The following is a 12,839-nucleotide window of genomic DNA, read 5'->3' as shown; positions in this document are numbered from 1 at the left end:
GTCCTCGTCCTCAGTCGCGCAGCAGCTCGTTGATGGAGGTCTTGCTGCGGGTCTGCGCATCCACGCGCTTGACGATGACGGCGCAGTAGAGGTTCGGCCCCGGCGTGCCATCCGGCAGCGGCTTGCCCGGCAGGGTGCCCGGCACCAGCACCGAATAGGGCGGCACCTTGCCGATGAAGATCTCGCCCGTCGCGCGGTCGATGATCTTGGTCGAGGCGCCGAGATAGACCCCCATCGAGAGCACGCTGCCCTCGCCCACGATCACACCCTCGGCCACCTCGGAGCGGGCGCCGATGAAGCAGTTATCGCCGATCACCACCGGGTTGGCCTGCAGCGGCTCCAGCACGCCGCCAATGCCGGCACCGCCGGAGATGTGGCAGTTCTTGCCGATCTGGGCGCAGGAGCCGATGGTGGCCCAGGTGTCCACCATCGTGTTCTCGTCCACATAGGCGCCGAGATTGACGAAGGAGGGCATCAGCACCACGCCCTTGCCGATGAAGGCAGAGCGCCGCACCACGGCGCCCGGCACGGCGCGGAAGCCGGCGGCGCGGAACTGGTTATCACCCCAGCCCTGGAACTTCAGCGGCACCTTGTCATAGGCGGTGACGCCCACGCCCATCGGCACGCTGTCCTCCAGGCGGAAGGAGAGCAGCACCGCCTGCTTCAGCCACTGATTGACCTTCCAGCCACCCTGCCCGTCCGGCTCCGCCACGCGGGCCTGGCCGGAATCGAGCAGTTCCAGGGCGCCCTCGATCGCCTCGCGCTCGGCACCGCGGGTCGCGGGCGAAAGCTCGGCGCGGCGTTCCCACAGCGCTTCAATGGTGGCGGCAAGGTCCATGGCTGATCACCCCGTCAGGCTGCGCATCAAATAGGTGCGCGCGGGTATCGGGGTGCCTCCCCCTCCTGTCAACGCCAGCTTTTTTTCAAGCTGCCGGTCAGAGCCGGGACGGGGGGTGCTGTACTCGGGCCGGGGGGCTCCGGCCCAGGGGAGCAAGGGGGCCGGGGCGGAGGATGCGCCGCCCCGGCCCCGCCGGTCTCAGGGGACGATCAGGGTGCCGGCGCCGCCATCGGTGAACAGCTCGATCAGCACCGCATGCGGCACCCTGCCATCGACGATCACCGCACCCTTCACGCCCTGCTCGATCGCGTAGATGCAGGTTTCGATCTTCGGGATCATGCCACCCGAGATCCAGCCCTCGGCGATGCCGGCCTTGGCCTGGGCCACCGTCATCTCCGGGATCAGCTTCTTGTCAGCGTCCAACACGCCGGGCACGTCGGTCAGCATCAGCAGGCGGGAGGCGCTCAGCGCCCCCGCGATGGCGCCCGCCGCCGTATCCGCGTTGATGTTGTAGGTCTGGCCATCGGCCCCGACACCCACCGGCGCCACCACCGGCACGATATCGGCGGCGATCAGCAGCTCCAGCACCTGCGGGTCCACATGCTCCGGCTCACCGACGAAGCCGAGGTCCAGCACCTTCTCGATGTTGCTGTCCGGGTCGCGGTAGGTGCGGGTCAGCTTCCTGGCACGGATCAGCCCGCCATCCTTGCCGGAAATGCCAACCGAGATGGCGCCGGCGCGGGTGATGCAGTCGGCCACCTGCTTGTTGACGGTGCCGGAGAGCACCATCTCCACCACATCGACCACCGCCGCATCGGTGACGCGCAGGCCGTTGACGAAGCTGGACTGCACATTCAGCCGCTTCAGCATGGCGTTGATCTGCGGCCCGCCGCCATGGACCACCACGGGGTTGACCCCCATCTGCTCCAACAGCGCGATGTCACGGCCGAAGCGAGCGGCGGCGGCCTCCTCGCCCATGGCGTGGCCACCATACTTCACGACGACGATCTGCTCGTCATAGCGCTTCAGGAAGGGCAGCGCACCGGCGAGGATTTCCATCTGGTTGCGCGCGTCGTCGGTCATGGCCCTGTCTCGTCCGGTCCCGTTTGGCGCTTCGCCATAGGGAAGCCGGGCGAGAGGGTCAAGGGCGGCTGCCAAGCCCTGGCATGGCGCGCAGCCTTGAGAGGGGCTTCGCCCCTCTCAAACTCTCCCCACCAAAGGCCTGAGGCCTTTGGAAACCCTTTCGTGAGTCCCCCCTGATGGCGGGTGCAGGGGACCCTGTCCCCTGCTGGGGGTTGAGGGGGCAAAGCCCCCTCAGGAAAGCCCCCTCAGGCCGGCTCGGCCAGCGCCGTCAGTTCGGCGCGCAGTTCCGGGATGCCGAGCCCGGTCTCGCTGCTGGTGGTGATGACCAGCGGATGCGCGGCGGTGTGCTTCTTCACCAGCGCCGCCGCCTCCTCCTGCCGCTGCTTCAGCCAGTAGGGCTTGGCGCTGTCGGCCTTGGTCAGCACGATCTGGAAGGTCACCGCCGCCTCGGAAAGCAGTTCCATCGCTGCGCGGTCGGACGCCTTGGTCTCGATGCGGGCATCGAGCAGCAGGATCACCCGGCGCAGGTTGGGGCGGCCGCGCAGGAAGTCGAACATCAACCCCTGCCAGTCCTCCTTCACGCTCTTCGAGGCCTGGGCATAGCCATAGCCGGGCATGTCCACGAGGGCGAGGCGCCCGCCGAGGTCGAAGAAGTTCAGCTGCTTCGTCCGCCCCGGCGTGGAGGAGACGCGCGCCAGGCTGTTCTGCCCGGTCAGCGCGTTCACCAGCGAGGACTTGCCGACATTGGAGCGGCCGCAGAAGGCCACCTCCGGCAGGCGCGGCGGCGGGAGCTGGTCCAGCCGCTGCGCCGCGAAATAGAACTCGCAGGGGCGGCAGAACAGCAGCCGCCCCTCTTCGATCAGCGCCGCGCGCTCCTCTTCGTCGCGCGCTTCGAGAAGGCCGCTCACCCCTTGGCCTTCGCCGCGGCCTTGCCGAGCGCCTTTTCCTCGCGCCGCGCCGCGCGCTCATGCCGCATGATGTAGCCCTGCTGCGCGACCGAGAGGAGGTTGTTCCACGACCAGTAGATGACGAGGCCGGCCGGGAAGCTCGCCAGCATGAAGGTGAAGATCACCGGCATCCAGGTGAAGATCTTCGCCTGCACCGGGTCGGCCGGAGCCGGGTTCAGCTTCTGCTGCACGAACATCGTGACGCCCATGATGATCGCCCAGACCGGCATGTGCAGCATGGCCGGCGGGTCCCACGGGATCAGCCCGAACAGGGTGAAGAGGTTGGTCGGGTCGGGCGCGGAGAGATCCTGGATCCAGCCGAAGAACGGCGCGTGGCGCATCTCGATGGTGACGAAGAGCACCTTGTAGAGCGCGAAGAAGACCGGGATCTGGATGACCATCGGCAGGCAGCCGGAGGCCGGGTTGACCTTCTCCGTCCGGTACAGCGCCATCATCTCGGCCTGGGCCTTGGCCGGGTCGTCCTTATAGCGCTCGCGGATCTCCTGCATCTTCGGCGTCAGGGCCTTCATCCGCGCCATCGACTTGTAGGCCTTGTTGGCCAGCGGGAAGAAGGCCGCCTTCAGCGCGATGGTGAAGACCAGGATGGCGATGCCGAAATTGCCGAACAGCTTGAACAGGAAGTCCAGCGCGTAGAAGAACGGCTTGGTCAGGAAGTAGAACCAGCCGAAATCAATCGCCTTGTCGAAGTTCGAGACGCCCAGATTGTCACGGTAGGCATCCAGCAGGTGCACTTCCTTGGCCCCGGCGAAGAGGCGGGTGGAGAGCGCGGCCTGCCCGCCGGCCGGTACGGTCATCGGCGCGGGGGTGGCGAAATCCACCTGCCAGCGATCCTGCCCGCCTTCGGCCACATGGCGCCAGCTGGTGCGCAGCGGCTGGGCCGCATCCACCGGCATCAGCGCCGTCAGCCAGTACTTGTCGGTGAAGCCGGCCCAGCCACCGCTGGTCTCCTGCTCCAGCGCCACGCCGCGCGCCTTCTCGCCCGTCTCCTTGGCGGACTTATAGGTCTGCTCGCTCAGCCGGTCGTTGAGGACGCCGACGAAGCCCTCATGCAGGATGTAGAAGCCGGCGACATGCGGCGTGCCCTCGCGGCGGATGCGGCTCCAGGGCAGCACCAGCACCGGGTCGGCGGCCGCGTTGATCACGCGCTGCTCAACCTGGAACATGAAGTTGCGGTCGAGGCGCAGGATGATCTGAAAGGTCTGGCCCTGGCCATTCTCCCAGGAGAGAGTCACCGGCGCATCGGGGCCGAGCGGCCCGCCGCTGACGCTCCAGTCCGTCTCCGCATCCGGCACGCGGGTGCGGCCATCAGCACCCGACCAGCCCCACTGGGCGAAATAGGGCTGGAACTCCTCGCGCGGGGCGAAGAGGCGGACCAGCGGCGAGGCTGGCGTGGTGGCCTCGCGGTAATCCTTCAGGACCAGGTCGTCGAGCCGGGCGCCGCGCAGCAGCAGGCTGCCGGAGAGGCGCGGGCTCTCGATCTTCAGGCGCTGCGGCGGCGGGCGGTTGGCGGCGGCGGCGGCGCTGGCCTCCGTGCTGCCCGGGCTGGCCGGGCTGACGGGAGCGGCAGGCGTGGGGGCCTGCCCGGCCACGGCGGCCGGCGCGGGCGGCGCCGGCGGCGTGGTCTCGCGCTTCCACAGGTCGAAGGCGAGCAGGATGCCGACTGAAATCGCGATTGCGGCGAGGAGGCGCTTCTGGTCCATCGGATCGGTGCCGTCAGGCCTTGTTCTGGGCCACCGCGCGGGGCGGCGGGCATGGGGAGGAGACCCCTCGGGGGCCCTCGGAGGAATCGGTCCCGGGCGTGGCGGCCCGGCTCATGGGCTGCGGCGCCCGGGGTTGAACCGGCTGCTGAACCGGCTGCGGGGCCGGCGGTGGCACCGGGTCGTAGCCGCCGGGGTGCCAGGGGTGGCAGCGCAGGATGCGCCGCGCCGCCAGCCAGGAGCCGCGCGCGGCGCCGTGGGTGTCCAGCGCCTCGATCGCATAGGCGCTGCAATGCGGGTGGAAGCGGCAATGGCTGCCGATCACGCCCCGCAGGGTCAACTGGTAGCCCCGCACCGCGCCCTTCAACAGCGTGGCGGCCGGGTCGCGGCGCCAGCTGTCGCGCAGGCGGTTCATGGCTTCAGCACGCCCGCCTGGCGCAGCGCGCCCCGGAGATCGCCCAGGAGCTGCTCGAAGCGGCGCGCCCCGGTGCCCTCGCGGCCGATCAGCACCAGATCCCAGCCGGGCGGTGCCTCCTGGCCCAGCAGCAGCCGGGCGGCCTCGCGCAGCCGGCGCTTGGCGCGGTTGCGCACCACGGCATTGCCGAGCTTCTTGGTGGCGGTGAAGCCAACGCGCAGCGGCCCCGCCGTTTCCGGCAGGGCCTGCAACACCAGCCCGGGCCTGGCGGCCCGGCTTCCCTTGCCGGCGACGCGAAGAAATTCGCGCCGCCGCTTCAGGCGAGGCGGCGATGCCATGTCAGGCTTTCGCGTCCGCCCGGTTCAGCTCAGGCGGAGAGCTTCTTGCGGCCCTTGGCGCGGCGGTTGGCCAGCACATTGCGGCCCCCGACGGTGGCCATGCGGGTGCGGAAACCATGCCGGCGCTTCCGGACGAGCTTGGACGGCTGATAGGTACGCTTCACGACGCGCTACTCCGTAAGATCAAGGTCGGGACCGCGCCGCCCCACAGGACCGCCACGGCACAAGCCGGACCACCACAGGGTGCCCGGCGAAGGTGGCGACGTATAGGGAGGAGCATCCGGCGCCGTCAACCGCAGACGGCACGCGCAGGGCTTTCCGCGCCCGCGGGAAAGGCCCATCTGGCGTGCAGGATGCGTCCCTCACCCTTTCCAGGCCCCGAATCGCTGCGAGGCGCCGAATCGCCTCCAGGCTCCGCCGCGCAGGCCCGGCCATACGCCGAACCGGGCGCGGCACGGCGGCGCGGCGCAGTGGCGCGGCGCGGGGCCCCTGGAGGGCGCGCGGGGGGAGGACCGGCACAGGCTTCCCTTGATCTCCTGGCGGCGCCGCGCATCCTGCTGCCGCATGGCCGGGGGAGCGCCCCCCTCCCGGCGCCGCGTCGCCGCCCCCTCCAGGCTCTTCCAGGGCGGCGGCACGCCTCTGACCGAGAAGGACTTTTCCATGCCTGACCATGACGTGGCGATCATCGGCGCCGGCTCCGCCGGGCTGGCGGTGGCCGCCACCGCGGCCTCGCTCGGCCTCAAGGTGGCGCTGTTCGAGCGGGAGCGCATGGGCGGCCGGCGCCAGAACAGTGGCGCCATTCCCTCCCAGGCTTTGCTGGCGGCGGCCCACCGCGCGGCGGCCCTGCGCCGGGAGGGGCCCCTCGGCGTGCGGGCGGAGGGGGTCACGGTGGACTGGGCGGCGGTGCGCCGCCATGTGCAGGGCAGCATCGCGCGAATCGCACCGCAGGATTCGGAGGCGCACCTGCGCGCCCTCGGCGTCACGGTGGTCCATGCCAGCGCCCATTTCGTCGCGCCGGACCGCATCGAGGCCGCCGGGCGCGTGCATGGCTTCCGCCGCGCCGTGGTGGCCGCCGGCAGCGCGCCGGTGGTGCCGGACCTGCCCGGCATGGTCGGCCTGCCCTGGCTGACGCTGGACACCCTCTTCGAATTGGAGGCGCCGCCCGCCCACCTCCTGGTGATCGGCGGCAGCGCCGAGGGGGTGGAGATGGCCCAGGCCCATGCCCGCCTCGGCTGCCGGGTGACGCTGCTCGAGGCCGGCCCCACCCTCCTCGCCCGGGAGGAGCCGGAACTGCGCCTGCCGCTGCGCGAGCAGCTCCGCCAGGACGGGGTGGAAATCCTGGAGAACAGCCGCGTCATCGCCCTGGCCCCCGCCGCGGAGGGGTTGGCCGCTGTGCTGGAGAGTGGGGCACGGATCGCCGCCTCGCACCTGCTCTTCGCGCTTGGCCGGGCGCCACGCCTGGCGCCGCTGGACCTCGTGGCGGCGCAGGTGGAGGCCACGGCGCAGGGCATCACCACCGGGGCCGACCTGCGCAGCCCAAGCAACCGCCGCGTCTGGGCCGCCGGCAGCATCGCCGACCCCGAGGGCCTCGGCCCGCGTTACAATGCCCCGCTGGCCGGCCAACACGCGGCGGTGGTCGCCCCCGGCCTGCTGTTCCGCCGCACGGCCCGGCTGGATTATGCCGCCCTGCCCCGCTTCCTGGGCACCGCGCCGGAATTGCTGCAGATCGGCCTCACCGAGGCCGAGGCGCGCGCCGCCGGCCATGCCCCGCGCATCCTGCGCCAGCCCTTCGCCGAGAATGGCCGCGCCGTGGCCGAGGGCGAGACCGAGGGGATGGTGAAGCTGGTGCTGGACGCCCAGGGCCGGCTGCTCGGCGCCGGGGTGCTCGGCCAGGGCGCGGGCGAAATGGCCGGGATGCTCGGGCTGATGATCAGCCAGGGCCTGCCGCTCGACACGCTCTCCCGCCTCGCCCTGCCCAGCCCGACGCGGAGCGAGGCCATCCGCCGCGCCGCGCCCCCTTACCACCTGCCAGGGCCGCTCTCCGCCCTGGCACGGCAGGCCGCCAGCCTCCTGGCCCGCCTGCCCTGATGGCGCGTTTGAGCAGACAGCGCGCGCTCTTGAGAGGGGCTCCGCCCCTCTCAAACTCTCCCCGCCAAAGGCCTGAGGCCTTTGGAAACCCATGAGGGGGCAAAGCTCCCTGAACCCCACGCGCGCCTAGCGTGTTCGACAGTTTCTCACCCCAGGAAGGAGTGCCTCGCATGGAGCAGAGTCTCGCCGGGCGCAGCGCCCTGATCACCGGTTCGACCAGCGGCATCGGCCTCGGCATCGCCAGGCTGCTGGCCGCGGCCGGGGCCAAGGTGATGCTGAACGGCTTCGGCAAGCCAGAGGATATCGAGGCCGCCCGGCAGGAGGTCGCCGCCCTCTCGGGCGGGGTGGTGCCGGCCTATTCGGCCGCTGACCTCTCCGACCCCGCCCAGGTGCGCGCCATGTGCGCCGAGGCGGAGGCCGCGCTCGGCAGCGTGGACATCCTGGTGAACAATGCCGGCATCCAGTTCACCAGCCCGGTGGACCAGTTCCCCGAGGCGAAGTGGGACGCCATCATCGCCATCAACCTCTCCTCCAACTTCCACGCCGCCAAGGCGGTGCTGCCGGGGATGAAGGCGCGCAACTGGGGGCGGATCATCAATGTCGCCTCGGCGCATGGCCTGGTCGGCTCGCCGGAGAAGGTGGCCTATGTGGCCGCCAAGCACGGCGTCGTCGGCATGACCAAGGTGATGGCGCTGGAAGTGGCGCAGAGCGGCATCACCTGCAACGCCATCTGCCCCGGCTTCGTCCGCACCCCGCTGGCGGAGGCGCAGGTCGGCCCGCTCGCCCAGAAGCATGGCGTGTCCGAAGAGGTGGCGCTGCGCGACTACCTGCTGGCCAAGCAGCCGAGCAAGCGCTGGGTGGAGGTGGATGAGGTGGCGCATATGGCCCTCTACCTCTGCGGCCCAGGCAGCGGCGCGGTGAATGGCGCGGCGCTCTCCATCGATGGCGGCTGGGTCGCCGCCTGAGGGCAACCCCTCCGGAACGGCCATGCGGCGGACCATCCGGCCCGCCGCTCTTTGTTTCAGAAACATATTCTTGGGTGGCTTCTTTCAACCACTCCCTTCGCTTTCCAAAAGGCCCACCGGATGAGCAGCAACCCCAGTTGGAACCCCGAGCAATATCTGCGCTTCGCCGATGAGCGGCTGCGCCCGGCGATCGACCTGATCGGGCGGCTGGCGCATCCGGGGCCACGGGTGGTGGTGGATCTGGGCTGCGGGGCGGGCAATGCGCTGCCCCTGCTGGCGGCGCGCTTTCCGGGGGCGCGGGTGATGGGGGTGGATGGCTCGGCGGCGATGCTGGCCAAGGCCGGGGCCGCAGGCTTCCCGACGCAGCAGGCCGATATCGCCACCTGGCGCCCCGAGGCCCCGGTGGATGTGCTCTTCTCCAATGCCGCGCTGCACTGGCTGCCCGGGCATGAGGCGCTGTTCCCGCACCTGCTCGGCCTGCTGGCGCCGGGCGGCGTGCTGGCGGTGCAGATGCCGGCGATGCATGCCGCCCCGCTGCGCGCCCTGCAGGACCGGGTGGCCGCCACCGCCCCCTGGGCGGCCCGGCTGGCCGGCATCCGCTCCGCCCCGCCAATCCTGGAGCCGGGCGCCTATTACGACCTGCTGCGCCCGCATGTGGCGGCGCTGGACCTCTGGCTGACCGAGTATGTCCACGTCCTGCACGGCGAGAACCCGGTGGTGCAGTGGGCGATGGGCACCAGCCTGCGCCCCTATCTGGACGCCCTGCCCGAGACGGAGCGCCCCGCCTTCCTGGCCGCCTATGCCGAGGCCCTGGCCCCTCATTACCGCCCCCAGACGGATGGCAGCGTGCTGCTCCCCTTCCGGCGGCTTTTTGTGCTGGCAACCCGCCCCAACTGAAAGAAAAAAGAAGGGGGCCCGGGGGAATTCCTTCCCCCGGACTTTTTTGAGATCACTCCGCCAGATGCAGCAGCAACCCCTTGAGATAAGAGCTTTCCGGTAGCAGCGGATGCACCGGATGATCCGCCCCCGCGCCGACCGTGGCCAGCAGCCGCGCCGGCCGCCGGGTGCGGCTGATGCCATGGGCCACCGCATCGGTGAACTCGCCCGGCGAGACGTGGTGCGAGCAGGAGGCGATGAACAGGAAGCCCCCTGGCGCCACCAGCCCGGCCGAGATGCGCGCCAGCTTGGCATAGGCGCGCATGGCGGCGGGGTTATCCTTGCGCGTCTTGGCGAAGGCCGGCGGGTCGGCCACCACCACCTCGAAGCGCTGCCCCTCGGCCTGCATTTTTTCCAGCGTCTCCATGGCCTCGCCCCGGATGGCGGAGACGCGGTCGCCAAAGCCGTGGCGCCGGGCGGTGTCCATCGCCAGGGCCAGGGCGTGCTCGCTGCGGTCCAGCAGGGTGACGCTCTTCGCCCCCGCCGCCGCCGCCAGCAGGCCGAAGCCGCCGGTGTGGCAGAAGGCATCCAGCATGGTCGCCCCCGGGCAGAGGGCGGCGACGCGGGCGCGGTTGTCGCGCTGGTCGAAGAACCAGCCGGTCTTCTGGCCGGAGAGCAGGTCGATGGAGAAATCCAGCCCGCCCTGCTTCACCCGTGCCGAGGCATCCTCGCCCAGCAGCAGGCGGCTTTCCTCCGGCAGCCCTTCCAGCTTCCGCACGCCCGCGTCGTTGCGGGCGACGATGGCGCGCGGCGCGATCAGGTCCTGGAGCGCGCCGACCAGCAGCGGCGTGGCCATCTCCATGCCCGCCGTATTGGCCTGGAGGGCCAGGGTGTCGCCATAGCGGTCGATCACCAGCCCCGGCAGGCGGTCCGCCTCGGCATGGACGAGGCGGTAATAGGGCTCGCCCACCACGCGGTCGCGCAGGCTGAGGCACTCGGCCAGGCGCAGGCGGAAGAAGCGCTTGTCGAGGTTCACGCCGGGGTGCGGGGAGAGGAAGCGCGCGGCGATCAGGCTGTGCGGGTTGAACAGCCAGGTGCCGTGGCGGACGCCGTCATCCCCTTCCAGGCGCACCGGGGTACCGGGCGGCAGGGCGCGCACCTCCGGCGTCATGGCGATCTCGTTGGAGAAGGCCCAGGGGTGCCCGGCCTTCACCCGGCGATCCCGGCCGGGGAGCAGGCGCAGGATGGGGCGGTGCGCGGGGTCGTCGAGGGGGGGAAGGCTGGCGGGGGCGGCGTCGGTCATGGGGGAAGGCGTCTAGGGCCTTCCGGCGCGGGATGCCAGGATCACGGGGTGGCAGGGCCACCCCGAATCTTCCCTTGGGGACCCCGCCTTCAGTCAGTCCAGGTAATCAGGCTCCAGACGAATCAGCTGGCGCTTGATGCTCTCCAGGTGGAGGCGGGCGCTCTCGGCATCGCCCTCGCGCATCTGCTCATAGGTGCGCCGGGCGAGGTCGGCCGGCACGGGCTTCGGGGGGCGGCCCGTCGCCAGGGCCAGGCGCTGCACCTCGCAGGCGCGCTCCAGATAGTAGAGATCGTCCCAGGCCTCGGCGATGGTGGGGCCGAACACCATCACGCCGTGGTTCTTCATGAAGACGATATCGGCCTTGTCGCCCATGGCGGCGGCGATACGGTCGCCCTCGGCCTCGTCGAGGGCAAGGCCATTATACTCTTCATCGACCACGGTGCGGCCGTAGAATTTCAGCGCGGTCTGCCCGGCCCAGACCAGCGGCGGCCCCTCCAGCATGGAGAGCGCCGTGGCGTGGGGCATATGGGTGTGGAAGGCGGCGCGGGCGCGCGGGTGGCGCATGTGCAGCCGGGCATGGATGTAGAAGGCCGTCGCCTCCGGCCGCCCCTCGCCCGCCACCACATGGCCGTGGAAGTCGCAGACCAGCAGGCGCGAGGCGGTGATCTCCGAGAAGGCCCAGCCATAGGGGTTGACCAGGAAGAGGTCGTCCCGCCCCGGCACCATGGCGGAGAAGTGGTTGCAGATGCCCTCCTGCAACCCCAGCCGCGCCGCCATGCGGAAGCAGGCGGCGAGGTCGATGCGCGCCTGCCGGACGGCGCTGGCATCCAGATCCGTGTTGCGCAGCAGGGTGGGCGCGGCGGGGGCGCTGAAAGCGTGGGCCATGCGTGTCTCTTACCCGGAAGAACCGGGGTGGCAGGCTTGCAGAGCCGGGGCGCGGGGGCAAGATGGCCGCCTCGCTTCCCAGAAGAGGATTTCCGGATGTCCGGCACCAACCAGCGGATCGACGCCAAGCGCCTGTGGGACGCCCTGATGGGCATGGCCGAGATCGGCGCGACCCCGAAGGGCGGCGTGAAGCGCCTGACCCTGACCGAGGTGGACAAGGCCGGGCGCGAGCGTTTCACCCAGTGGTGCGAGGCCCTGGGCCTGACGGTGCGGGTGGACGCCATCGGCAATATGTTCGCCCGGCGCGAGGGGCGCGACCCGTCGCGCCCGCCGGTGCTGATGGGAAGCCACCTCGACAGCCAGCCCTCCGGCGGCAAGTTCGATGGCGCGCTGGGCGTCATCGCCGGGCTGGAGGTGATGCGCACCCTGCACGACCTCAATATCCAGACCGAGGCCCCGATCGAGCTGATCAACTGGACGGATGAGGAAGGCAGCCGCTTCGGCCACTCGCTGATGGGCAGTGGCGCCTGGGCCGGCGTCTATACGCTGGAGAAGGTCTATGGCCTGAAGGATGTCGAGGGGGTGAGCGTCAGCGCGGCGCTGGAGGGCATCGGCTACAAGGGCGAGCACCCGGCCCGCCCCTTCCCCGCCGATGCCTATTTCGAGCTGCATATCGAGCAGGGCCCCATCCTGGAGCGCGAGGGAAAGGAGATCGGCATCGTCACCGGCGCCCAGGCCCAGGTCTGGTATGACGCGGTGATCACCGGCCAGGACGCCCATGCCGGCACCACCCCGCCCTCCGCCCGGCGCGACGCGCTGGTGGCCGCGGCCCGGGTGATCGAGCGGGTGGACGCGCTGATGCGCGCCCGTGGCGAGGATGGCCGCGGCACGGTCGGGCAGCTCCATGTCCTGCCCAACAGCCGCAACGTGGTGCCGGGCGAGGTGCGCTTCTCCATCGAGTTCCGCCACCCCGAGGATGCGGTGATCGCGCATCTCGCCAGCACCTTCCCGGCCGAGGTGAAGGCGCTGGTCGAGGGCACCGGCTGCACGCTGGCGCTGACGGAACTCTTCCGCATCGCCATGCAGCCCTTCGATGCGGGCTGTGTCGATCTGGTGCGCCAGGGCGCGGCGAAGCTCGGCTATTCGACGCGCGAGATCGTCTCCGGCGCCGGGCATGACGCCGTCTATGTGGCCCGCCACGTGCCGACGGCGATGATCTTCACCCCCTGCAAGGATGGCCTCTCCCACAACGAGGCGGAAAGCATCCTGCCGGAAGAGGCGGCCGCGGGTTGCCAGGTGCTGTTCGAGGCGGTGCTGGCGCGGGCGAATCGCAGCCTGTGACCCCATCCCGGGTTGTGGGGGGGGGGGGGGGGGGGGGGGGGG

At 70.8% G+C, this 12,839-nt stretch carries 12 protein-coding genes and 1 pseudogene; 4 read left to right on the top strand and 9 right to left on the bottom strand.

The features are described 5' to 3' along the window. Nucleotides 1-10: 10 nt before the first annotated feature. The 7 genes and pseudogenes from dapD to rpmH form a co-directional block, all read right to left on the bottom strand. Nucleotides 11-838, bottom strand: coding sequence for a 2,3,4,5-tetrahydropyridine-2,6-dicarboxylate N-succinyltransferase (gene dapD, locus NON00_RS02130; protein ID WP_256017211.1), 828 nt, complete (start codon nt 836-838; stop codon nt 11-13). A 198-nt stretch (nt 839-1,036) separates the two neighbouring features. After that, nucleotides 1,037-1,921: an acetylglutamate kinase gene (argB, locus tag NON00_RS02125; RefSeq protein ID WP_256017208.1), complete on the bottom strand. Its 885-nt coding sequence runs from the start codon at nt 1,919-1,921 to the stop codon at nt 1,037-1,039. 245 nt (nt 1,922-2,166) lie between these two features. Beyond that, entirely contained in the window at nt 2,167-2,829 is a 663-nt protein-coding gene (yihA, locus tag NON00_RS02120) for a ribosome biogenesis GTP-binding protein YihA/YsxC (protein ID WP_256017205.1), read from the bottom strand. After that, nucleotides 2,826-4,589, bottom strand: a complete 1,764-nt coding sequence (gene yidC / locus NON00_RS02115; protein ID WP_256017202.1) for a membrane protein insertase YidC — start codon at nt 4,587-4,589, stop codon at nt 2,826-2,828. Before yidC ends, yihA begins: the two co-directional genes overlap by 4 nt. Nucleotides 4,590-4,755: 166 nt before the next feature. Beyond that, nucleotides 4,756-5,001, bottom strand: a pseudogene (gene yidD, locus NON00_RS24875) (membrane protein insertion efficiency factor YidD); the annotation flags it as partial. Next, nucleotides 4,998-5,339 carry a ribonuclease P protein component gene (gene rnpA, locus NON00_RS02105; RefSeq protein WP_256017197.1) on the bottom strand — a complete coding sequence of 114 codons (342 nt, stop codon included), beginning with the start codon at nt 5,337-5,339 and terminating at the stop codon, nt 4,998-5,000. The pseudogene yidD and the gene rnpA, both read right to left, overlap by 4 nt. A 29-nt stretch (nt 5,340-5,368) precedes the next feature. Beyond that, nucleotides 5,369-5,503, bottom strand: a complete 135-nt coding sequence (gene rpmH, locus NON00_RS02100) for a 50S ribosomal protein L34 (protein WP_007006287.1) — start codon at nt 5,501-5,503, stop codon at nt 5,369-5,371. A gap of 496 nt (nt 5,504-5,999) precedes the next feature. On the opposite strand from rpmH, the gene NON00_RS02095 reads away from it, so the two are divergent. The 3 genes from NON00_RS02095 (at nt 6,000) to NON00_RS02085 (ending at nt 9,289) form a co-directional block, all read left to right on the top strand. Continuing rightward, entirely contained in the window at nt 6,000-7,427 is a 1,428-nt protein-coding gene (locus NON00_RS02095; protein ID WP_256017192.1) for an NAD(P)/FAD-dependent oxidoreductase, read from the top strand. 170 nt (nt 7,428-7,597) lie between these two features. After that, the gene (locus NON00_RS02090; RefSeq protein WP_256017190.1) at nt 7,598-8,392 is read left to right on the top strand and encodes a 3-hydroxybutyrate dehydrogenase; all 795 of its coding nucleotides are present in this window, start codon (nt 7,598-7,600) and stop codon (nt 8,390-8,392) included. Between the two features lie 120 nt (nt 8,393-8,512). Then, entirely contained in the window at nt 8,513-9,289 is a 777-nt protein-coding gene (locus NON00_RS02085; RefSeq protein WP_256017187.1) for a methyltransferase domain-containing protein, read from the top strand. Between the two features lie 52 nt (nt 9,290-9,341). Here the strand turns inward: NON00_RS02085 and NON00_RS02080 are convergent, their stop codons facing one another. After that, entirely contained in the window at nt 9,342-10,571 is a 1,230-nt protein-coding gene (locus tag NON00_RS02080) for a class I SAM-dependent rRNA methyltransferase (RefSeq protein ID WP_256017185.1), read from the bottom strand. A 93-nt stretch (nt 10,572-10,664) separates the two neighbouring features. Then, nucleotides 10,665-11,456 (bottom strand): aldolase, encoded by a 792-nt coding sequence (locus tag NON00_RS02075; protein ID WP_256017182.1) that lies wholly within the window; start codon nt 11,454-11,456, stop codon nt 10,665-10,667. A 96-nt stretch (nt 11,457-11,552) separates the two neighbouring features. Here NON00_RS02075 and NON00_RS02070 point away from each other — a divergent pair, with 96 nt between their 5' ends. After that, nucleotides 11,553-12,797, top strand: coding sequence for a Zn-dependent hydrolase (locus NON00_RS02070; protein WP_256017180.1), 1,245 nt, complete (start codon nt 11,553-11,555; stop codon nt 12,795-12,797). Nucleotides 12,798-12,839 lie beyond the last annotated feature (42 nt).

Source organism: Roseomonas sp. GC11, assembly GCF_024437745.1.
Classification (GTDB): Bacteria; Pseudomonadota; Alphaproteobacteria; order Acetobacterales; family Acetobacteraceae; genus Pseudoroseomonas.
Note: the sequence above shows the minus strand (reverse complement) of the source record. Positions and strands in the feature narration are given on the sequence as shown.